This window comes from Pseudomonas sp. MWU12-2037 (assembly GCF_023242345.1).
Lineage (GTDB): Bacteria > Pseudomonadota > Gammaproteobacteria > Pseudomonadales > Pseudomonadaceae > Aquipseudomonas > Aquipseudomonas gingeri_D.
Map to the genome: position 1 here is coordinate 388,878 of NZ_JALLIZ010000003.1, position 21,805 is coordinate 410,682.

Consider the following 21,805-nt stretch of genomic DNA (forward strand, 5'->3'; position numbering starts at 1 on the left):
TCATGGCTGCAGGTGCTCGCTGATAAAGCGGAAATAGCGTTCGCGATAGGCCGGGATTTCATTGGCCAGGTGGTGCCGGGCGCCGGGCAGCATCAGCACTTCGGGATGGTCGAACTTACTGCGCAGCACGTCGAGGTTATGCGTCCAGTCGACGGTCATGTCGGCCTCGCCTTGTACGATCAGCGGTCGGCGCGGACTTTTCACCGCGGACTCGATACCGGGGATCCAGCGGGCCAGGGCACCGACCCAGGCGGTCGGCAGGCGCTGCGGCTGCAAGGGGTCGGCCTGGAGGAACGGCATGAACGCCGGGTCATTGGTGTTCTCGCTGAAACGCCGGGCGATGCCTTTGACGAAAGGCTTGAGCAGGTAATAACTGAACTTCGACCAGCCCCAGGCCCGTGGCCGCACCAGCGGCGAAAGCAGGACCGTCTGGCCCTGGGCCGGGCTGTCGCTGCCGTGTTTGAGCAGGTGGTCAATGATAATCGCGCCGCCGGTGCTCTGGCCGAACAGGTGCCAGGGTTGCGGCAAGCCGAGGGTGCGGGCCTCGTTGAACAGGCCTTGCAACGCCTGCTGGTACTGGCCGAAGTCATCGATGCTGGCCCGCTCGCCGCTGGACAGGCCGTGCCCCGGCAGGTCGCAGGCAATCACCGCGAAGCCCTGGTCCAGCGCCCAGTCCACGACATGGCGGAACAGGCCCATATGATCGTAGAAGCCGTGGAACAGGAATAGCGTGGCCAGCGGATCGGGTGGCAGCCAGAGCTGGCTCGCCAGCTCGAAAGTGCCGCTGCTGAAGCGGCCCAGGCGACGCACGACAGGCGACTTGCGCTGGGGCAAGTCGAGGCCATAGAAACGCTGGTAGGCTCGTGTCTCCTCCGACAACGGCTGCGCCGCGGCCAGGGGTCGCAGGCTGGAACGCAGGGAATCGGCGGCAAAGGTGGCGGACATAGGCTTTCCAGATAAAGGCACGGCAACGCCAAGGGCGTTTTACAGACCTGCGATATTCATCTGTCAGGACAGGCATGGCAAGCTACGCGACCTTCGAGGACACAATCGTCATGCCCCAGATACGTCACGATACATTACTCGCCGGGTTGCTCGCCTTGATCTGCGCGATGGGGCTGTGGTTCGCCTATGACTGGTTCCAGGGTCGTTATATCCGCGCCTTCAGCGAGCAGACCGCGCTGTTCGCCGGCGACAGCCTGAGCCTGCCGGCGGAACTGGCCGGGCCGGGGCCGATCCGCCTGGTGCACTTCTGGGACCCGGCCTGCCCGTGCAATGTCGGCAACCAGCAGCACCTGGGGGAGTTGATCGAACGGTTCGGACCGCTGGGGGTGCAGTTCTACTCGGTGCAGAAGCCCGGGACCCACGGCCAGTTGCCGGCCACCTTGAGTGCGATCAAGGCGCTGCCCGGCTTGCCGGGGGCCGAGCATCTGACGGTCAGCCCGGCGGTGGCGATCTGGGACCGCGACGGCAAGCTGGCTTACTTTGGCCCCTACAGCCAGGGCGCCACTTGTAATTCCAGCAACAGCTTTATCGAGCCGATCCTCCAGGCGCTGAGCGAAGGACGCGCGGTGAATGCCACCCACAACATGGCGGTGGGCTGCTATTGCCCGTGGCTGTCGTCCCCGTAGGGCGAACCGGACTTTTTACAGTAATCGCCCATTCGGCCGATGCATCCCCATACTCTCCTGTGCTAAACCTTCCCGGCCCAGTCCCGGTAGCCACAAGGATTCATGCATGAAACGCAGCCTGACCGTTCTCGCCGTCCTGATCGCCGCCATTGCCGGGGGTGGCCTGTGGTACGTCCAGAGCAAGCAGCCGATGCGTCAGGGCCAGGTCACGCTGCAGAACCTGCAAGGGCCGGTCACGGTGCGCTACGACGACCGTGGCGTGCCGCATATCCGTGCCGAAAACGACGCCGATCTCTATCGCGCCCTGGGTTACGTGCAAGCCCAGGACCGGCTGTTCCAGATGGAAATCATGCGCCGCCTGGCCCGCGGCGAACTGGCAGAGGTGCTCGGGCCCAAACTGGTGGACACCGACAAGCTGTTCCGTGGCCTGCGCATCCGCGAACGAGCCGACCAGTACGTCGCCCAGCTCGACAAACAGTCCCCCAGCTGGAAGGCCCTGCAAGCCTATCTGGACGGCATCAACCAGTATCAGGCGAGCCACGCCAGCCCCGTGGAGTTCGACCTGCTGGGCATCGACAAGCGGCCGTTCACCGCCGAAGACACCATCAGCATCGCCGGCTACCTGGCCTACAGCTTCGCCGCCGCCTTTCGTACCGAGCCGCTGCTGACCTACGTGCGCGACAAACTCGGCGCCGATTACCTGAAGGTCTTCGACCTGCAATGGCGCCCCCAGGGCGCATTCGGCACCCCGGCGCCCTTGGCGGATGCCGACTGGAAGAGCCTCGGCGCCCTCGCCCAACTGAGCGACCAGGCCCTGGAACACGCCGGCCTGCCGCAGTTCGAAGGCAGTAATGCCTGGGTGGTGTCCGGCAGCCGGACCAAGAGCGGCAAACCGCTGCTGGCGGGCGACCCGCATATCCACTTTTCGACGCCCTCGGTCTGGTACGAGGCGCACCTCTCGGCGCCGAACTTCGAACTGTACGGCTATCACCAGGCGCTGGTGCCCTTCGCCTTCCTGGGCAATAACCAGGCGTTCGGCTGGAGCCTGACCATGTTCCAGAACGACGACCTCGATCTGGTCGCCGAGAAGGTCAACCCGGACAACCCCAACCAGGTCTGGTACCACGGCCAATGGGTCGAGATGACCAGCACCCAGCAGCAGATCGCCGTCAAGGGCGAGGCGCCGGTCACCGTTACCCTGCGTCGCTCGCCCCACGGTCCGATCGTCAATGACGCCGTGGGCGCCAACGGTGGGACCAAGCCGATCGCCATGTGGTGGGCCTTTCTCGAGACCCCGGACCCGATCCTCGATGCCTTCTACGAGCTCAACCGCGCCGACACCCTGGAGAAGGCTCGCACGGCCTCGTCGAAAATCCAGGCCCCGGGCCTCAACGTGGTCTGGGCCAATGCCAAGGGCGATATCGGCTGGTGGGCGGCGGCGCTGCTGCCCAAGCGCCAGGCCGGGGTCAACCCGGGCTTTATCCTCGACGGCAGCACCGGCGATGCCGACAAGGACGGCTTCTACCCGTTCAGCGCCAACCCCCAGGAAGAGAACCCGGCACGCGGCTATATCGTCTCGGCCAACGCCCAGCCGGTGTCACCCACCGGGATTGAGATTCCCGGTTACTACAACCTGCCCGATCGCGGCCAGCAGTTGAATCGGCAACTGAGCGACAGCAGCGTGCGCTGGAGCCTGGAAAACAGCCAGAAGCTGCAACTGGGCACCACCACCGATTACGGCCCGCGCCTGCTCAAGCCGCTGCTGCCGGTGTTGCGCGAAGTGGTGAAAGACCCGTTGGAACTGAAGCTGGTGGAGCAGTTGGCACAGTGGAAGGGTGACTACCCGATGAGTTCCACCGGCGCCACGCTGTTCAACCAGTTCCTCTATGACCTGACCTATACCGCGATGCACGACAAGCTGGGCGACGACTATTTCAAGGCGCTGCTGAGCACTCGCGTGGTCGACGCCGCCCTGCCACGCCTGGCCGCCGACGAGCACTCGCCGTGGTGGGGCAAGGGCCGCGCCGAGACGGTGAAAACCGCCTGGCAAGCGAGCATCGCCCACCTCAAGGGGCTCTATGGCGACGACCCGGCCAGTTGGGTCTGGGGCAAGGCCCATACCCTGACCCACGAGCATCCGCTGGGCCGGCAGAAGCCACTGGACCGGTTGTTCAATGTCGGGCCGTTCGATGCGCCGGGCAGCCATGAAGTACCGAACAACCTGTCGGCGAAGATCGGCCCGGCGCCCTGGGCGGTGAGCAACGGGCCTTCGACCCGCCGTCTTATCGACTTCGCCGATCCGGAGCACAGCCTGACCATCAACCCAGTGGGACAAAGCGGGGTGCTGTTCGACAAGTATTACGACGACCAGGCCGAGACCTATATCGAAGGCGGCTATGAGCAGGTGCGCCTGGATGAGGTGGAGGTGTCGGCCAATACTCGCAGTGTGCTGAAGCTGCTGCCCGGGAAGTGATCGATCAACGTGCAGCCCGGCGGAGGCGCCCTGGCGCCTCGCCATAGATCTCCTTGAATTTCTTGCTGAACGCCGCCTGGGATTGGTACCCGACCTGGACGGCGATATCGCTCAAGCCCAGGTGCGAATGGCTCAGCAAGCTGTACGCCAGCTCCATCCGCACCTGCGTCAGCAACACCCAGGGCGACGCTCCGGCCACTGCGGCGAACACGCGCATAAAGGTCGCCCGCGACATATTCGCCAACGCCGCCAGGGCCTCGATGGTCCACTCATGGGCCGGTTCCTCGAGCATCGCCTGCCAGGCCCGGCTCAGGCGCTTGTCGGCCAGTAACGCCAGGGTCCCGCTGGCGGGCGTCTGCTGTTGCAGATAGGCCCGCAGGATCAAGGTGAACAACGCCGACGACAGCGCATCCACCAGAAACCGTGCCCCGGCCTGGTCACCATCAGCCTCCAGCCGTAGCAAGCTCACCAGCGCCGCCAATTGGCCGTTGGCTTGCAGCTCGCGGCCAGAAATCAGCAAATACCCGGGCAACGCGGCGAACAGCATCGACTCGCGCTGGTAGTGGAAGCGGCCACAGAGAAGGTCCAGGTCCGCCGTTTCAACGCCGAACCGGTGCACCGGCAACAGACCGCCATGACTGATCCGCGCCGCCGTCGGCGCCACCCGTTGCCCCGGGCTGCGCAACAGATGACCGCCGCCACCGGGCAGCACCAGGATATCGCCGGCGTGCAGGCGCAAGGAGCGACCGTCCGGCAACTCGGCCAGGCAATCGCCGGACAGCACCAGATGATAAGGCGCGACCCCGACGCTTTCCTGCCCGTGATCCATGGCCCAGTCGCCCTGCAACTGGCAACGCAGGTCGAGACAGCCGCGGACGCCGGCAAGGGTGATGAGTTTATCGATCGAATTCATTTGCGCGTTTCGGACAAAACCTTGAGTGAATCGAACAAGAGTGATGACACCGGACAAAGGAGACTGAGCTCGTTGCCAAGCCACTCTACGCTTACCCTTTCAGGAGTTACTACTATGTTTCTCAATTGGTCCGAACTGCTGCCAACCATCAAGAATGCCTTTGGTGCCCTGGGCAAATCCAATCCGAAGATGGTCCAGGCCTATATGAAATTGGGCGAGGCCGCCGCGGAAAACAATGTGCTGGATGCCAAGACCCGCGAGCTGATTTCCATTGCCGTGGCGATTTCCACCCGTTGCGACGGTTGCATCGGCGCCCATACCGATGCGGCGATCAAGGCCGGGGCGACTCGCGAAGAAGTGGCTGCGGCCCTGGCTACCGCGATTTCGTTGAATGCCGGTGCGGCGTACATCTACTCGCTGCATGCGCTGGAGGCTTACGACAGCCTGAAGTCCTGAGGCTTTCGATTTGCGCAAAGGCGACTGGCCTCTTCGCGGCGGTGCGGCGATCCGGCAAGCCCTGCTCCTACAGTGCGGTGTCGTATACAGATTTTGCGTACGACCTGAACTTGTAGGAGCAGGGCTTGCCGGATCGCCGCACCGCCGCGAATGCGTACTCCCAGACAACACCAGCTTCAAAGCAACCCCGCAAAATGCCGCCGAAACTGCTGCGGCGTCACCCCCAACCGTCGCTGAAACACACTGCGCATATGGTGCGCATCACGAAAACCGCACTCATACGCCACGGTCTTCAACGGCGCCCCGGCGCTTTCCAGCATCACCCGCGCCGCATCCACCCTGGCCCGTTCGACAAACTCCGCCGGGGTCACCTGGGTCTCGCGGGCAAAAACCCGGGAAAAATTCCGCGCACTCATATTCGCCGCCCGCGCCAACTCGGCAATACTCAAGTCCCCGGTGAGGTGCGCCAGCACATATTGCTGCACCTGGGCCACCGGCGACGAGGCCTCGGCGTGGGGCGCCAGGTACGGGCTGAACTGCGACTGCCCGCCCGAACGCTGGGTGAACACCACCAGCCGCTTGGCGACCTTCAGCGCCACCTGCGCACCGTGATCCTGTGACAGCAGGTACAACGACAAATCGATCCCCGCCGTCACCCCCGCCGAGGTGAACAGCCGATCGTCCTGCACATACAAACGATCGGCCTCGACCCGCGCGGCCGGGCACAACGCCGCCAATGCCGACGCATCACTCCAGTGGGTGGTCACCGTGCGCCCGTCGAGCAATCCGGCCCGGGCCAGCATGAAGGCGCCGTTGCAGATCGAACCGAAGCGCCCGGCACGGGCGCTGGCCCCGTGCAACCAGGCATGGAAGGCCTCACCGAAATCCAGCCCCGGCAAGCTCGGCCCGCCGGCACACAGCAGCAGATCGTAACGCTCCACGGCCTCGCTGAAATGCCGATGCGCCTGGATCGCCAGGCTGTTGGAACAGGCCAGCCAACCGCGCTCGACACCGATCACTTCCAGCCGGTACTGGGCGTCAGGGGGCAGGAAGCTGTTGGCTTCGGCGAAAACGTCCATGGGCCCGGTAACGTCCAGGGACTGGACGCCGGGGAACACCACAATGGCAAGGGTTCGAGTCATGGGCGGGTCTCGATGCAAGTCAGCGTTACGGTAACGCATGCCTCCGGCCGATGCGACAGCCGCTTCTATCACACGCACACGCTGGCACGGAACCCGCCCCGAATGGCTGGATTCACCACCTTGTGTCGATTGTTGCCATCTCGCCCCGGCGCCAGACTGAACCCATCGGCGCCAACCGGGCGCTCCCCCAGAGGAAGTCTCGACATGAGCAACACCATTGCCGGCATCAAGATCCCCGACAGCGCCCTGGCCAAGGCCACCACCGAATACATTCGCGACGTGGAAAGCGATCTGCTCTACCACCACTCGCGCCGGGTCTTCCTGTTCGGTGCCCTGAGCGGTGAACGCAAGCAACTGGCCTACGATCCGGAGTTGCTGTACGTCGGCGCAATGTTCCACGACCTCGGCCTGGTGGAAGGTCACCGCAGCGATGACGAACGTTTCGAAGTCGACGGCGCCAATGCGGCCAAGGTGTTCATGAAGCCTTACGGGCTGTCGGATGACGATATCGAGCAGGTCTGGCTGTCGATTGCCCTGCATACCACACCGGGGGTGCCGCAACATCTGCGGCCGACGGTGGCACTGGTCACGGCCGGGGTGGAAATGGATGTGCTGGGGATGGACTACGCGGCGTTTCCGAGCGCCCAGCGCGAAGCGGTGGTGCATGCGCATCCACGGGGGGAAGGGTTCAAGGAGTGCATCATCTGCGCGTTCGCCGAGGGGCTGCGCCATCGTCCGTTGACCACTTTCGGCAACGTGAAGACCGATGTGCTGAAGGACAAGGATGCAACGTTCAAGCCGATGAATTTTGTCGAGGTGATTCGGCGTTCGCCTTGGGCTGAATAAACCCCGGGAACATCGTGGCTAGCGCACGGAGTAGTCGGCGGTCTTGAGGGACTCTTCGCGGGCAAGCCCTGCTCCTACAGGTTTGGGTCGTACACAAAATTTGTGAACGACGTCGTACCTGTAGGAGCAGGGCTTGCCCGCGAAGCTTTTTGAGACCTACGCGGTCTCCGCCACCTTCGCCCGACGCACGTCCGGCTGTTTCCAGGAGTCCGCCGCGCTTTCATCGATGGCCAACTGAATGGCTTTCTTGCGGCGCTCTTCAGCCTGGCGACTGAAGTACCAGACGAGGAAGGTCACCAACGACACCGCCAGCAGAATCAGGCTCGCCACCGCGTTGATCTCCGGCTTCACGCCCAGGCGCACCGCCGAGAACACTTCCATCGGCAAGGTGGTCGAACCCGGCCCCGACACGAAGCTGGCCAATACCAGGTCATCCAGGGACAACGCGAAGGACATCATGCCCCCCGCCGCCAGCGACGGCGCGATCATCGGGATGGTGATCAGGAAGAACACCTTCCACGGCTTGGCGCCCAGGTCCATGGCCGCCTCTTCGATGGACAGGTCCAGCTCACGCAGACGCGCCGACACCACCACCGCCACATAGGCCGCGCAGAACGTCGTGTGGGCGATCCAGATGGTGACGATGCCACGCTCCTGGGGCCAGCCGATCAACTGCGCCATGGCCACGAACAGCAGCAACAGCGACAGGCCGGTGATCACTTCCGGCATCACCAACGGCGCTGTCACCAGGCCGCCGAACAGTGTGCGGCCCTTGAAACGGGTGACACGGGTCAGGACGAACGCCGCCAGGGTCCCCAGCGCCACCGCGGCCACCGCGGTGTAGCAGGCGATTTCCAGCGAGCGGGCCACCGAGCCCATCAGTTGGGTGTTGTCCAGCAGGCCCACGTACCACTTCACCGACCAGCCGCCCCACACCGTCACCAGCTTGGAGGCGTTGAACGAGTAGATCACCAGGATCAGCATCGGCAGGTAGATGAACAGCAGACCCAGCACCAGCATCAGGTTGGAAAAACTGAAGCGCTTCATTCCTTGCCCTCCATTTCTTTGGCCTGACTACGGTTGAACAGAATGATCGGCACAATCAGGATCGCCAGCATCACCACCGCCAGCGCGGACGCCACCGGCCAGTCACGGTTGTTGAAGAACTCTTGCCACAGCACTTTACCGATCATCAGGGTTTCCGGGCCGCCGAGCAGCTCGGGGATCACGAACTCGCCCACCACCGGGATAAACACCAGCATGCAGCCGGCAATGATGCCGTTCTTCGACAGCGGCACGGTGATCTTCCAGAAGCTGTTGAAGGTGCTCGAACCCAGGTCCGAGGCGGCTTCCAGCAGGCTCTGGTCGTGCTTCACCAGGTTGGCGTAGAGCGGCAGGATCATGAACGGCAGATACGAATAGACCACCCCGATATACACCGCGAGGTTGGTATTGAGGATCTGCAACGGCTCGCTGATCAGTCCGGTCCACAGCAGGAACCCATTCAACAACCCGTTGTTGCTGAGGATCCCCATCCAGGCGTAGACGCGGATCAGGATCGCGGTCCAGGTCGGCATCATGATCAACAGCACCAGCACGGTCTGCAATTCCTTGCGCGCGCTGGCAATGGCGTAGGCCATCGGGTAGCCGATCAACAGGCACAGCAGCGTGCTGAAGAACGCCATCTTCAACGAGCCGAGGTAGGCCGCCAGGTACAGGTCGTCGTCCCCCAGCATCGTGTAGTTGCCGAGGTTGAGGATGATCTGCAGCTTCTGTTCAACGAAGGTGTAGATCTGGGTGTATGGCGGAATCGCCACGTCCGCTTCGGCAAAGCTGATCTTCAGGACGATGAAGAACGGCAGCATGAAGAACAGGAACAGCCAGAGGAAAGGAATCCCGATGACCGCATGGCGGCCACTGGGGGTTATTCGCCGCACCAGGGATTTGAGGTTCATGAGCGCAGTACCACGCCGCTGTCGTCTTCCCACCAGACGTAGACTTCATCGCCCCAGGTCGGACGCTGGCCCTGGCGCTCGGCGTTGGCGACAAACGACTGCACCAGCTTGCCGCACGGCAGCTCGACGTAGAACACCGAGTGGCCGCCCAGGTAGGCGATGTCGTGGACCTTGCCCCGCGACCAGTTGTATTCGCAGGTCGGCGGCACCGGGGTCACCAGCAGTTTTTCCGGACGAATCGCGTAGGTGACACGCTTGTCCTGGACCGAGGTGGTGACGCCGTGGCCCACGTAGATGTCGCGCTCCAGTTCCGGGCTGGCGATCCGCGCGTAACCTTCGGCGTCGTCCACCACTTCACCTTCGAAGATATTGACGTTGCCGATGAACTCGCAGACCAGGCGGCTGGTCGGGGTTTCATAGATGTCGATCGGGCTGCCGATCTGGGCGATCCAGCCCAGGTGCATGATGGCGATCCGTTCGGCCATGGTCATGGCCTCTTCCTGGTCGTGGGTCACCATGACGCAGGTCACGCCGACGCGCTCGATGATCTCGACAAGCTCAAGCTGCATTTGCGAGCGCAGCTTCTTGTCCAGAGCACCCATGGGCTCGTCGAGCAACAACAGCTTCGGCCGCTTGGCCAGGGAACGGGCCAAGGCCACGCGCTGGCGCTGACCGCCGGAGAGCTGGTGCGGCTTGCGCTTGGCGTACTGGCTCATCTGCACCAGCTTGAGCATCTCGGCCACCCGGGCGTCGATCTCGGCCTTGGGGATCTTGTCCTGTTGCAGGCCGAAAGCAATGTTCTGCGCCACGGTCATGTGCGGGAACAAGGCGTAGGACTGGAACATCATGTTGATCGGCCGCTCATAGGGCGGCAGGTCGGTGATATCGACACCGTCGAGGTAAATCCGACCTTCGGTCGGGCGCTCGAAGCCGGCAAGCATGCGCAGCAAGGTGGATTTACCCGAACCCGATCCGCCGAGCAGGGCGAAGATCTCGCCCTTCTTGATTTCCAGGGACACATCGTCCACGGCAATCGTCTCATCGAACTTCTTCGTGACCCTGTCGATTTTGACCAGCACCTGTTTAGGTGTCTGGTCGCCCTCGAGGGCTTTCTTATAGGCGCCGGAGGCAACTGCCATTTGTAAAACTCCCAACAAGATTTAGCCGCCGGGCCTGGGTGACCCGGCTTTGGATGGTTCGACCCACGGGCACTATTTGCCCGACTTGACCTTGGTCCAGCTGCGGGTCATCAAACGTTGGATTTTCGGGGGTAGTTCAGAATTGACATACAACTTGTCCAAGACTGCCTGCGGTGGGTAAACCGCTTCATCGGTACGCACGGACTGATCCATCAGAGCGCCAGCCTTTGGGTTCGGGTTGGCATAACCGACATAATCGCTGACCTGGGCAATCGCTTCAGGCTGCAGCAGATAATTGATAAAGGCGTGCGCTTCCTTGACGTTGCCGGCGTCCCTGGGGATCGCCAGCATGTCGAACCAGAGGTTGCCGCCTTCCTTGGGAATCACATAGGCGATGTTCACGCCTTTCTTGGCTTCTGCGGCGCGCTTCTTCGCTTGGAAGATATCGCCGGAGAACCCGGCCGCCACGCAGATTTCGCCGTTGGCCAGATCGGAAATGTACTTGGACGAGTTGAAGTAGGTGACGTAAGGACGGACCTTCAGCAGCTTCTCTTCGGCCAACTTGTAGTCTTTTTCATTGGTGCTGTTGGGGCTCAGGCCCATGTAGTTGAGCACCGCCGGAAGCATTTCATCGGCGGAGTCGAGGAACGCCACGCCGCAGCTGGAGAGTTTCTTCAGGTTCTCCGGCTCGAACAGCACCGCCCAGGAGTCGATCTTGTCGACGCCCAGCGCCGCCTTGACCTTCTCGACGTTGTAGCCGATGCCGTTGGTACCCCACAGATAAGGCACGGCGTACTGGTTGCCCGGGTCGTTCTTTTCCAGGCGCTTCATCAACGCCGGGTCGAGGTTCGCGTAGTTGGGCAATTGCGCCTTGTCGAGTTTCTGGAACGCGCCCGCCTTGATCTGCTTGCCGAGGAAATGGTTGGACGGCACCACCACGTCATAACCGGTGTGGCCGGCCAGCAACTTGCCTTCCAGGGTTTCATTGGAATCGAAGACGTCATAGACCGGCACAATACCGGTGGCTTTCTGGAAGTCCGCCAGGGTGGTCTGCCCGATATAATCCGACCAGTTATAAACATGCACGGTCGGTGCTGCTTGCACACTGACCGCCAAGGTCAGGCACGCGCCCGCCAGCATGGCTTTGCGAAAGAAAGAAATAGACAAGTGGAGGTCCTCTGGAAATCCGCGGGAGCTGCCAAAGGCTGCGCAACTCCCGCAGGTTGTCTCAAATCGGCTTATTTACCCGATTTGATCTTGGTCCAGCTGCGGGTCATTTCGCGCTGGGTCGCCGCCGGCAAGTCGGCGATGGCATACAGCTTGGCCTGCACATCCGCTGGCGGGTAGATGCCCGGGTCGCTGGTGATGCTCTTGTCAACCAGTGCGGTCGCCTTGTCGTTACCGTTAGGGAAACGCACGCTGTCGGTGATCGCCGCCATGACTTCCGGCTTGAGCAGGTAGTTCATGAACTTGTAGGCCGCTTCGGTGTTTTCCGCATCTTTAGGGATAGACACCATGTCGTAGAAGCTGCCAGCCCCTTCTTTCGGAATGCTGTAGGCGACTTTGACCTTGTCACCGGCTTCGGCGGCACGGGACTTGGCCTGCTGAACATCACCCGAGTAACCGATGGCGACACAGATGTTGCCGTTGGCCAGGTCAGAGATGTACTTGGACGAGTGGAAGTAGGAAATCGAAGGACGCAGTTTGAGGAACAGGTCTTCGGCTTTCTTCAGATCTTCCTTCTTCTGGGTGTCGGTCGGCAGACCCAGGTAGTGCAGGGCCACCGGCAGCATTTCGGTCGGCGAATCGAGGAAGCTCACGCCGCAGCTCTTCAGCTTGGCGAGGTTCTCGGGCTTGAGCACCGCGTCCCAGGAATCGATCTTGTCCACGCCCAGCGCGGCCTTGACCTTCTCCGGGTTGTAGCCGATGCCGATCGAACCCCACATGTACGGGAAGGCGTGCTTGTTGCCCGGGTCGCTGACCGAGACGGCCTTGAGCAGCGACTGGTTCAGGTTGCCGTAGTTGGACAGTTTCGACTTGTCCAGTTCCTGGTAGACACCGGCCTTGATCTGCTTGGCCAGGAAGTTGTTGGATGGCACAACAATATCGTAACCGGACTTACCGGCCAGCAACTTGGCTTCCAGGGTTTCGTTACTGTCGAAGACGTCGTAAACCACCTTGATGCCAGACTCTTTTTCAAAGTTGGCAACGGTGTCCGGCGCGATGTAGTCGGACCAGTTGTAAACGTGCAGCACCTTGTCGTCCGCGTGAGCGGCACCGGCCAATGCACCTGCCAGGGACAGGGCGAGGAGAGTCTTGCCGGCTACGTTCTTACCTAATGCCTTCATGCGTCATGCTCCAATTTATTCTTTTTAACCCGCTGTTCGGCGGCCGATTCCCGGGCAACTCGAAACAGTGGGGGTAGTCTGGCAAGATCCAAGGTAGCCTTTCAAGGAAAGACCACCCTTTCTGATTGCTCTGAGCGAAAGCACCTACACCGTACTTCCGGCTCAGAGCCTAGCACTTAGCCCTGCAACGCACTCAGGGTCAGATCCAGGCACTTGCGTGCCTTGGCCACCAACTCGTCGATCTCGGTTTTGCTGATCACCAGTGGCGGCGCAATGATCATGGTGTCGCCAACGGCACGCATGATCAGTCCATTATCGAAGCAGAACTGCCGGCAGATCATGCCGACGCCCTTACCTTCATACCGCGCACGGGTGGCCTTGTCCTTGACCAGTTCGATGGCGCCCAACAGGCCCACACCGCGAACTTCACCCACCAACGGATGATCGTTCAGTTCCCGCAGACGTTTCTGCAAATAGGGTGCCGTTTCACTCTGGACGCGCTCGATAATTTTTTCTTCGCGCAGGATACGGATGTTTTCCAGGGCAACGGCCGCGGCCACCGGATGGCCGGAATAGGTGAAACCGTGGTTGAAATCGCCGCCTTCGTTGAGCACCGCGACCACTTCGTCCCGCACGATCAGGCCACCCATGGGGATATAGCCGGAGGTCAGGCCCTTGGCGATGGTCATCATGTCGGGCTTGAGGCCGTAGAAATCGCTGCCGAACCACTCACCGGTGCGACCGAAACCACAGATCACTTCGTCGGCGACGAAGAGGATGTCGTACTTGGCGAGGATTTCCTTGATGCGCGGCCAGTAGCTGTCCGGCGGCACGATCACACCGCCCGCGCCCTGGATCGGCTCGGCGATAAAGGCGCCGACATTATCCACGCCCAGCTCGAGGATCTTCTCTTCCAGTTGATTCGCGGCCCAGACCCCGAACTCTTCAGGGCTCATGTCGCCGCCTTCGGCGAACCAGTAAGGCTGCGGGATATGGACGATGCCCGGGATCGGCAAGTCGCCCTGCTCGTGCATATAGGTCATGCCGCCCAGACTCGCACCGGCCACGGTGGAACCGTGATAACCGTTCTTGCGGCTGATGATGACCTTCTTGTTCGGCTGGCCCTTGATCGCCCAGTAGTGGCGGACCATGCGCAGCATGGTGTCGTTGCCTTCGGAGCCGGAACCGGTGAAGAACACGTGGTTCATGCCTTCCGGCGCGATCTCGGAAATGGCCTTGGCCAGTTCCAGCACCGGTGGGTGGGCAGTCTGGAAGAACAGGTTGTAATAAGGCAGCTCGCGCATCTGTTTGCTGGCGGCGTCGGCCAGCTCATCGCGACCGTAGCCGATGGCCACGCACCAGAGGCCGGCCATGCCGTCGAGGATCTGATGGCCCTCGCTGTCCCAGAGGTAGACGCCCTTGGCGTGGGTGATGATGCGCGGGCCTTTCTCTTTCAGCTGCTTGAAGTCGCTGAAAGGGGCCAGGTGGTGATCACTGCTGAGGGCTTGCCACTCACGGGTTTGCGGGTTGTTGCTGGTCATACGGATCTCCTAGTTCCAGTAAGGGCGCGGTCTTTATCTACCGCGCCCGGCGCATCAGACGGCGAAGAGCAGGAATTCCCGCTCCCACGAACTGATGACGCGCTTGAAGTTTTCATGCTCGGCCCGCTTGACCGCGACGTAGCCTGTGATGAATTTCTTGCCCAGGTATTTCTCGATGGTCTTGCTGTTTTCCATCCGCTCCAGGGCGTCTTCGATGGTCAGCGGCAGGCGCAGGTTGCGGCGTTCATAACCACGACCGACCACCGGCGCGCTCGGGTTGAGGCCTTCGACCATACCGATGTAGCCACACAGCAGGCTTGCCGCAATCGCCAGGTAAGGGTTGGCGTCGGCGCCCGGCAGGCGGTTTTCCACACGGCGGTTCTGCGGGCCGGCATCCGGGACCCGCAGGCCGACGGTGCGGTTCTCTTCGCCCCATTCAACGTTCACCGGGGCCGAGGTGTCCGGCAGGAAGCGGCGGAACGAGTTGACGTTCGGCGCGAACAGCGGCAACAGCTCGGGAATCAGCTTCTGCAGGCCGCCGATGTGATGCAGGAACAGCTCGCTCATGGTCCCGTCTTCATTGGAGAAGACGTTCTTGCCGGTGGCGATGTCGATGATGCTCTGGTGCAGGTGCATGGCACTGCCCGGCTCGCCGGTCATGGGTTTGGCCATGAAGGTCGCCGCCACGTCGTGCTTGAGCGCCGCTTCGCGCATGGTGCGCTTGAACACCAGGATCTGGTCCGCCAGGGACAACGCGTCGCCATGCCGGAAGTTGATCTCCATCTGCGCCGTGCCGTCCTCATGGATCAGCGTATCGAGGTCCAGCTCCTGCAGTTCGCACCAGTCGTAGACGTCTTCGAACAACGGGTCGAATTCGTTGGCCGCTTCAATGGAGAAGGACTGGCGACCGGTTTCCGGGCGGCCGGAACGGCCGACCGGCGGCTGCAACGGATAGTCCGGGTCGTCGCTGCGTTTGGTCAGGTAGAACTCCATTTCCGGCGCCACGATCGGCTGCCAGCCTTTTTCGGCATAAAGCGCCAGGACCTTCTTGAGCACGTTGCGCGGCGACAGCTCGATGGGGTTGCCCTGCTTGTCGTAGGTGTCGTGGATCACCTGGGCGGTGGGCTCGATGGCCCAGGGCACCACATACACCGCATTGCTGTCGGGGCGGCAGATCATGTCGATGTCGGCCGGGTCGAGCAGTTCGTAATAGATGTCGTCTTCGACGTAGTCGCCGGTCACCGTCTGCAACAGCACACTCTCAGGCAGACGCATGCCTTTTTCGGCGATGAACTTGTTGGTCGGCGAGATCTTGCCCCGGGTGATGCCGGTAAGGTCGGCAATCATGCATTCGACTTCTGTGATCTTGTGGTCTTTCAACCAATCGGTGAGCTGGTCGAGGTTGTTACTCATAAGTGCCTCTGGGTTGGGGTTCCTGACGTCTATTATCGGTCAGGCGTTCCTGGACGTATCGACTTCGCGCTGTAAAACCCGCTTTCGACAGGCATCGCCGAAAGCCTGGAAGATCGCCAGGTAGACCGGGTTGCTCGTGACCTGCCATTCCGGGTGCCATTGCACCCCTAAAGCAAAAGCCTTGCCTTCGACCACCGAGACCGCCTCGATCAGGCCGTCCGGCGCCGTGGCTTCGACGCGCAACCCCGGTGCCAGGCGGTCCACGCCCTGGCTGTGAATCGAGTTGACCTGAAATTGCGTCGGCAGCCCGAGACCCGCCAGTACGCCGCCGGGTTGAACCTGCATGGCATGGGCCGGACCGTACTGTACGTCCAGTGGCTGGGACTCGTCTTCACGATGATCCAGGAAGGTTCCAACCTCATGAACCTTTTGATGCAGGCTGCCGCCGAAGGCCACGTTCATTTCCTGGAAGCCCCGGCAAATACCGAGCACCGGAATGCCCGCGGCGACGGCGGCACGGATCAGCGGGAGGGTGGTGCGGTCGCGTGCAGAATCATGAGCAGTGCCCGGCGCGCTCGCCGGACCGCCGTACAAATGCGGTTCGACGTTGGACGGAGAGCCGGTAAACAGGATTCCATCCAGGCCGTCGAGAATATCGGACGGCTCGAACAGCTCGGCCAGGGCCGGAAGAATCAGCGGCAGCCCTTTGGCTGCGACGGCGACAGCACGGACATACTTGTCGCCACTGATGTGATAAGCATGCAAACCGATCTGTTTGGAGCATGCGGTAACGCCGATCAACGGCAGGCGAGACATGTAGCACCCCGGTATTATTGCTGTTATGGGTTTCAATCGAGCTTAGCCTTGTTCATTTTTTTACACAACACCCCCGTAAAAAATACAACACGGCCCGCTCAAGCCCGCGGTGCCGGAGAGCGTCCGGTGCAAAAAATTGCCCCAAAAGGCCGCAAAAAAGCCCCTTGAGCGCTTTTTCAGGGCAAAAAAGGCCTCGCTTGACTTCGGCATGCCGTTCGGGTTGACTGAAACCAGAAAAGATCAATGATTGATATTTTTAACAACAAAGGTGTTGCATCATGTCGGTACCCCCGCGTGCCGTTCAGCTTAACGAAGCGAACGCGTTCCTTAAGGATCATCCTGAGGTTCTGTACGTAGACCTTCTAATTGCGGATATGAATGGTGTGGTGCGCGGCAAGCGCATCGAACGCACCAGCCTCCACAAGGTTTACGAGAAAGGCATCAACCTGCCTGCCTCTCTATTTGCCCTGGATATCAACGGCTCGACGGTGGAAAGCACCGGCCTGGGTCTGGATATCGGTGATGCTGACCGAATCTGTTATCCGATCCCCGACACCCTGTGCAATGAACCTTGGCAAAAGCGCCCGACCGCGCAGCTGCTGATGACCATGCACGAACTCGAAGGTGAACCTTTCTTCGCCGACCCTCGCGAAGTCCTGCGGCAAGTCGTGAGCAAGTTCGACGAACTCGGCCTGACCATCTGCGCCGCGTTCGAGCTGGAGTTCTACCTGATCGACCAGGAGAACGTGAACGGTCGCCCACAACCGCCCCGCTCGCCGATCTCCGGCAAACGCCCGCACTCGACACAGGTCTACCTGATCGACGACCTCGACGAATACGTCGACTGCCTTCAGGACATCCTGGAAGGTGCGAAAGAGCAAGGCATCCCGGCCGACGCCATCGTCAAGGAAAGTGCCCCGGCGCAGTTCGAAGTGAACCTGCACCACGTGGCCGACCCGATCAAGGCCTGCGACTATGCGGTATTGCTCAAGCGCCTGATCAAGAACATCGCCTACGACCATGAGATGGACACCACCTTCATGGCCAAGCCTTACCCGGGCCAGGCGGGCAACGGACTGCACGTCCATATCTCGATTCTCGACAAGGAAGGCAAGAACATCTTTGCCAGTGAGGATCCCGAGCAGAACGCCGCGCTGCGTCACGCGATCGGCGGTGTGCTCGAGACCCTACCGGCACAGATGGCCTTCCTCTGCCCGAACGTCAACTCCTACCGGCGTTTCGGCGCACAGTTCTACGTGCCGAACTCGCCGTGCTGGGGCCTGGACAACCGGACGGTGGCGATTCGCGTACCGACCGGCTCGTCCGACGCGGTACGTATCGAACACCGGGTCGCCGGTGCCGATGCCAACCCGTATCTGTTGATGGCTTCCGTTCTGGCCGGTATTCACCACGGCCTGACCAACAAGGTCGAGCCGGGCGCTCCGGTGGAAGGCAACAGCTACGAGCAGAACGAGCAGAGCCTGCCGAACAACCTGCGTGATGCCCTGCGCGAGTTGGACGACAGCGAGATCATGGCCAAGTACATCGACCCGAAATACATCGATATCTTCGTGGCCTGTAAAGAGAGCGAGCTGGAGGAGTTCGAACACTCCATCTCCGACCTCGAGTACAACTGGTACCTGCATACCGTGTAAGCGCTTGAAGCAATAAAAAAGAACGCCGCCGGCCTTGGGCCTGCGGCGTTTTTTTATGCCCGCCTGCCAGCGATGCGGACTCACAGACACCACACCAGCGTCCTCGCGTACAATGCCCGCTGCCCTTGCCGGAGAACCCCATGACCCGCCCCGCCACCGCTCGCAAACCCCGCGCACGCAGCCAGGCCCGGATCGACTCGATCCTCGACGCCGCGCGCACCTTGCTTGCCGCCGAAGGCGTGGCCAGTCTGTCGATCTACAGCGTGGCGGAACGGGCCGAGATCCCGCCGTCCTCGGTCTATCACTTCTTCGCCAGCGTCCCGGCCCTGCTCGAAGCCCTGACCAACGATGTCCACGCAGCCTTCCGCGCCACCCTGCAGGCGCCCATCGACCACCAGGCCCTCACCAGTTGGCGCGACCTGTCACGGTTGGTGGAGCAGCGGATGCTGAATATCTACGAGGAGGATGCGGCGGCGCGCCAGTTGATCCTTGCGCAGCACGGCCTGACCGAAGTGACCCAGGCTGACCGCCAGCACGACATCGAACTCGGCGACCTGATGCACAAGCTGTTTATCCGGCATTTCGAATTGCCGGCGCTACCCGCGGAAGTCGATGTATTCGCCCTGGCGATGGAGCTGGGGGATCGGGTCTATGCACGCTCGGTGCAGTTGCACGACCAGATCACGCCGCGCATGGCGGAGGAAGGAATGCGGGTGTTCGATGCCTACCTGGGGCTGTATTTGCCACCGTATCTGCCCCGGCGCGAAAGCCCGCTCTGAAGGCTGTCGCGAACCCTGCGTCGCTTGATCCGGCCTCTTCGCGGGCAAGCCCTGCTCCTACAGTACGGTGTCGATCACGGATTTTGTGCACGACACAAACCTGTAGGAGCAGGGCTTGTCGGGACGCCGCACCGCCGCGAAGAGGCCCTTGAGCCTGGCCTCACTCATACAAGCACTCAGAACGGCGCATCACCCAGAATGGTCGCCCGGTGCATCACCCGCCGATTCGGCCGGTAATCGTCCACCGCGTAATGCTGGGTCACGCGGTTGTCCCAGAATGCCACGTCATGCTCCTGCCAGCGCCAACGAATGGTGAACTCCGGACGCGTCCCATGGGCGAACAGCAACTTGAGAATCGCCTCGCTCTCGGCCTCCTCCAGCTCGTTGATCCGGGTGGTGAACCCCTCGTTGACGAACAACGCCTTGCGTCCGCTCACCGGGTGCGTGCGGATCACCGGATGCGACAGCGGCGGGTTCTTCCTGCGGGTCTCCTCCCAGCGCGCCAGGTCCTCGGGCGTATTGCCGAAACGCTCGACAGGAAACGACTTGATGAAGTTGTGCGTCGCCGTCAGCCCGTCCAGCAACTGCCGCAACGGCGCCGACAAGGCTTCGAACGCCGCGATGCCACTGGCCCACAGGGTGTCGCCACCAAACGCTGGCAGCTGCTTGGCGCTGAGCACCGCGCCCAGCGCCGGGGTCGGCAGGAAGGTCACGTCGGTGTGCCAGACCGCGTTGTCGCGCACGTCAGTCACCGCCGTGTCGAGGATCAGCACTTCGGGCTGCTCCGGCACGTTCGGGTAGATCGGATGAATATGCAGGTCGCCGAAATACGCCGCAAAGGTCGCCTGCTGCACCGGGTTCAACGGCTGGTTACGGAAGAACAGCACCTGATACTTGAGCAGGGCCTGCTGGATGGCGTCGCGATGTTCGACGGTCAACGGCCGGTTCAAGGTAACGCCGTCGATCTGCGCGCCCAGGGCGGCGCTCAGAGGAGTAATGGTCAGGCTCATGATCGATCTCTTCAAATACGCGCCGGGCTGTCGGCGTGGTCAATAGGCTGCGGGCTGTCAGTGGGCCTGGCCGTGCCACGGCACCAGCTTGCGCTGCAGGGCGCGCAGGCCCATCTCCATGGCAAAGGCGATGAAGGCGATCACCAGGATCCCCAGCACCACCACATCAGTCACCAGGAACTGCGCCGCCGACTGCACCATGAAGCCCAGGCCGCTGGTGGCGGCGATCAGTTCGGCGGCCACCAGGGTCGACCAGCCGACACCGAGGCCGATGCGCACACCGGTGAGAATGTCCGGCAAGGCGCTGGGCAGGATCACATGGCGAATCAGTTGGGCACGGGTGGCCCCCAGCGATTGCGCGGCCCGCAGCTTGGCCGGGTCGACGGTGCGTACGCCGGTGGCGGTGGAGATGGCGATCGGGGCGAAAATCGCCAGGTAGATCAGCAGCACTTTCGACAGCTCACCGATCCCGCACCAGATCACGATCAGGGGCAGATAGGCCAGCGGCGGAATGGGTCGGTAGAACTCGATCAGCGGATCGAAAATGCCCCGGGCGATGCGGTTATGGCCGATGGCGATGCCCACGGGAATCGCGGTCAACACCGCAAAGCCGAGGCCCAGGCCGATGCGTCCCAGGCTCGCGCCCAGGTGCTGCCACAGCGTCGAATCCATGTAGCCCTTGGTCGCCAGCAACCAGCCTTTTTCCAGCACCGCGCCCGGCGGCGGCAGAAACAACGGTTCGATGAGGCCGGCAGCGGTCACTGCCCACCAGAGCAGGACCAAGGTCAACAGAGTCAGCACACTGATCCAGCGCGTGCTCAGGCTGCGGCGAACCGGTATGACTTTCGGTTTGCCCGCCAGCGCCACCGGCAATTCATAGCTGCTCATACGAACTCCTGCCGCTGGGCGGCGCTGCGTTGGGAGAACACACGGGCCAGCACGTGCTCGCGGGTTTCGATAAAACGCGGGTCGGACTTGATCGCCCGGGCCGATTCACCGGCGCTGTAGCGCTGGCCGAAATCCAGGCTCAGGCGTTCGACGATCTGCCCCGGATTCGGCGCCAGCAGGATCAGGTCGGTGGCGAGAAAAACCGCCTCTTCTATATCGTGGGTAATCAGGAACACCGGCTTGGCGGTGCGGCGCCAGACTTGCAGCAACAGCTCCTGCATCTGTTCGCGGGTAAAGGCATCGAGGGCGCCGAAGGGCTCGTCCATCAGCAACACCCGAGGGTCCGCCGCCAGGGCACGGGCCAGGCCGACACGCTGTTTCTGACCACCGGACAGTTGCCAGATCCGACGCGTGTCGAAACCGGCCAGGTCCACCAGGGCGAGCATCTCCCGGGCGCGGCTTTCACGTTGCGGCCGGGGCACACCCGCCAGCTCCAGACCGAAGCCGACATTGGCCAGTACATCCTGCCAGGGCAATAGCGCGTCATCCTGGAACACCACGCCACGCTCGGCACTCGGGCCTTTGACGGGCACGCCGTCGAGGGTGATGCGCCCGGCGCTCGGCTCGACGAAGCCGGCGATCAGGTTCAACAGCGAGGTCTTGCCACTCCCCGAAGGCCCGAGGGCCACCAGCAGTTGCCGGGGGCCGAGGCTGAGGGAGATGTCCGCCAGCACCGGCTCGGCCGCGCCGGGGTACTGTGCGCTGATGCGCTCCAGCTGTAACAAGGCCATGACGGCGGC

20 protein-coding genes are annotated in these 21,805 nt (G+C 62.1%); 6 read left to right on the forward strand and 14 right to left on the reverse strand.

The features are described from left to right. Positions 1-945 (reverse strand): alpha/beta hydrolase, encoded by a 945-nt coding sequence (locus M5B42_RS07625; RefSeq protein ID WP_248745438.1) that lies wholly within the window; start codon positions 943-945, stop codon positions 1-3. A 110-nt stretch (positions 946-1,055) separates the two neighbouring features. Here M5B42_RS07625 and M5B42_RS07630 point away from each other — a divergent pair, with 110 nt between their 5' ends. After that, a complete protein-coding gene (locus M5B42_RS07630) occupies positions 1,056-1,631 on the forward strand; it encodes a DUF6436 domain-containing protein (protein WP_248745439.1) in 576 nt (191 codons plus the stop codon). A 106-nt stretch (positions 1,632-1,737) separates the two neighbouring features. Further along, positions 1,738-4,104 carry a penicillin acylase family protein gene (locus tag M5B42_RS07635; RefSeq protein WP_248745440.1) on the forward strand — a complete coding sequence of 789 codons (2,367 nt, stop codon included), beginning with the start codon at positions 1,738-1,740 and terminating at the stop codon, positions 4,102-4,104. Positions 4,105-4,108: 4 nt separating this feature from the next. On the opposite strand, the gene M5B42_RS07640 is transcribed toward M5B42_RS07635, so the two are convergent. Then, on the reverse strand, positions 4,109-5,017 hold the full coding sequence (locus M5B42_RS07640; RefSeq protein WP_248745441.1) for an AraC family transcriptional regulator: 909 nt from the start codon (positions 5,015-5,017) through the stop codon (positions 4,109-4,111). Positions 5,018-5,131: 114 nt separating this feature from the next. Here M5B42_RS07640 and M5B42_RS07645 point away from each other — a divergent pair, with 114 nt between their 5' ends. Continuing rightward, a complete protein-coding gene (locus M5B42_RS07645; RefSeq protein ID WP_100944057.1) occupies positions 5,132-5,473 on the forward strand; it encodes a carboxymuconolactone decarboxylase family protein in 342 nt (113 codons plus the stop codon). 176 nt (positions 5,474-5,649) lie between these two features. Here M5B42_RS07645 and M5B42_RS07650 read toward each other — a convergent pair whose 3' ends face one another. After that, positions 5,650-6,615 (reverse strand): helix-turn-helix domain-containing protein, encoded by a 966-nt coding sequence (locus tag M5B42_RS07650; protein WP_248745442.1) that lies wholly within the window; start codon positions 6,613-6,615, stop codon positions 5,650-5,652. A gap of 204 nt (positions 6,616-6,819) precedes the next feature. Here M5B42_RS07650 and M5B42_RS07655 point away from each other — a divergent pair, with 204 nt between their 5' ends. After that, positions 6,820-7,461: an HD domain-containing protein gene (locus tag M5B42_RS07655; RefSeq protein ID WP_152741669.1), complete on the forward strand. Its 642-nt coding sequence runs from the start codon at positions 6,820-6,822 to the stop codon at positions 7,459-7,461. A gap of 156 nt (positions 7,462-7,617) precedes the next feature. Here M5B42_RS07655 and M5B42_RS07660 read toward each other — a convergent pair whose 3' ends face one another. The 8 genes from M5B42_RS07660 to M5B42_RS07695 form a co-directional block, all read right to left on the reverse strand. Then, positions 7,618-8,508, reverse strand: coding sequence for an ABC transporter permease subunit (locus M5B42_RS07660; RefSeq protein ID WP_103495439.1), 891 nt, complete (start codon positions 8,506-8,508; stop codon positions 7,618-7,620). After that, on the reverse strand, positions 8,505-9,416 hold the full coding sequence (locus M5B42_RS07665) for an ABC transporter permease subunit (protein ID WP_103495440.1): 912 nt from the start codon (positions 9,414-9,416) through the stop codon (positions 8,505-8,507). Before M5B42_RS07665 ends, M5B42_RS07660 begins: the two co-directional genes overlap by 4 nt. Further along, positions 9,413-10,555 carry a polyamine ABC transporter ATP-binding protein gene (potA, locus tag M5B42_RS07670; RefSeq protein WP_103495441.1) on the reverse strand — a complete coding sequence of 381 codons (1,143 nt, stop codon included), beginning with the start codon at positions 10,553-10,555 and terminating at the stop codon, positions 9,413-9,415. The genes M5B42_RS07665 and potA overlap by 4 nt, the downstream gene beginning before the upstream one ends. Before the next feature lie 72 nt (positions 10,556-10,627). Next, a complete protein-coding gene (locus tag M5B42_RS07675; protein WP_283099703.1) occupies positions 10,628-11,722 on the reverse strand; it encodes a polyamine ABC transporter substrate-binding protein in 1,095 nt (364 codons plus the stop codon). A gap of 71 nt (positions 11,723-11,793) precedes the next feature. Continuing rightward, the gene (locus M5B42_RS07680) at positions 11,794-12,903 is read right to left on the reverse strand and encodes a polyamine ABC transporter substrate-binding protein (RefSeq protein WP_152741671.1); all 1,110 of its coding nucleotides are present in this window, start codon (positions 12,901-12,903) and stop codon (positions 11,794-11,796) included. Between the two features lie 176 nt (positions 12,904-13,079). Further along, complete coding sequence (locus tag M5B42_RS07685) at positions 13,080-14,444, reverse strand: aspartate aminotransferase family protein (protein ID WP_103495444.1); 1,365 nt, start codon at positions 14,442-14,444, stop codon at positions 13,080-13,082. A gap of 54 nt (positions 14,445-14,498) precedes the next feature. Then, positions 14,499-15,857 (reverse strand): glutamine synthetase family protein, encoded by a 1,359-nt coding sequence (locus M5B42_RS07690; RefSeq protein ID WP_248745443.1) that lies wholly within the window; start codon positions 15,855-15,857, stop codon positions 14,499-14,501. 39 nt (positions 15,858-15,896) lie between these two features. Continuing rightward, positions 15,897-16,673 carry a gamma-glutamyl-gamma-aminobutyrate hydrolase family protein gene (locus tag M5B42_RS07695; RefSeq protein ID WP_248745444.1) on the reverse strand — a complete coding sequence of 259 codons (777 nt, stop codon included), beginning with the start codon at positions 16,671-16,673 and terminating at the stop codon, positions 15,897-15,899. 278 nt (positions 16,674-16,951) lie between these two features. Here M5B42_RS07695 and M5B42_RS07700 point away from each other — a divergent pair, with 278 nt between their 5' ends. Further along, entirely contained in the window at positions 16,952-18,328 is a 1,377-nt protein-coding gene (locus M5B42_RS07700) for a glutamine synthetase family protein (protein WP_100942583.1), read from the forward strand. A gap of 140 nt (positions 18,329-18,468) precedes the next feature. After that, entirely contained in the window at positions 18,469-19,107 is a 639-nt protein-coding gene (locus M5B42_RS07705) for a TetR/AcrR family transcriptional regulator (RefSeq protein WP_248745445.1), read from the forward strand. A 176-nt stretch (positions 19,108-19,283) separates the two neighbouring features. On the opposite strand, the gene tauD is transcribed toward M5B42_RS07705, so the two are convergent. The 3 genes from tauD to tauB are packed head-to-tail and all read right to left on the reverse strand — an operon-like array spanning position 19,284 to position 21,796. After that, on the reverse strand, positions 19,284-20,117 hold the full coding sequence (gene tauD, locus M5B42_RS07710; protein WP_177104373.1) for a taurine dioxygenase: 834 nt from the start codon (positions 20,115-20,117) through the stop codon (positions 19,284-19,286). Between the two features lie 57 nt (positions 20,118-20,174). Then, on the reverse strand, positions 20,175-21,005 hold the full coding sequence (tauC, locus tag M5B42_RS07715; protein ID WP_248745446.1) for a taurine ABC transporter permease TauC: 831 nt from the start codon (positions 21,003-21,005) through the stop codon (positions 20,175-20,177). Continuing rightward, on the reverse strand, positions 21,002-21,796 hold the full coding sequence (gene tauB, locus M5B42_RS07720; RefSeq protein WP_103499440.1) for a taurine ABC transporter ATP-binding subunit: 795 nt from the start codon (positions 21,794-21,796) through the stop codon (positions 21,002-21,004). The genes tauC and tauB overlap by 4 nt, the downstream gene beginning before the upstream one ends. Positions 21,797-21,805 lie beyond the last annotated feature (9 nt).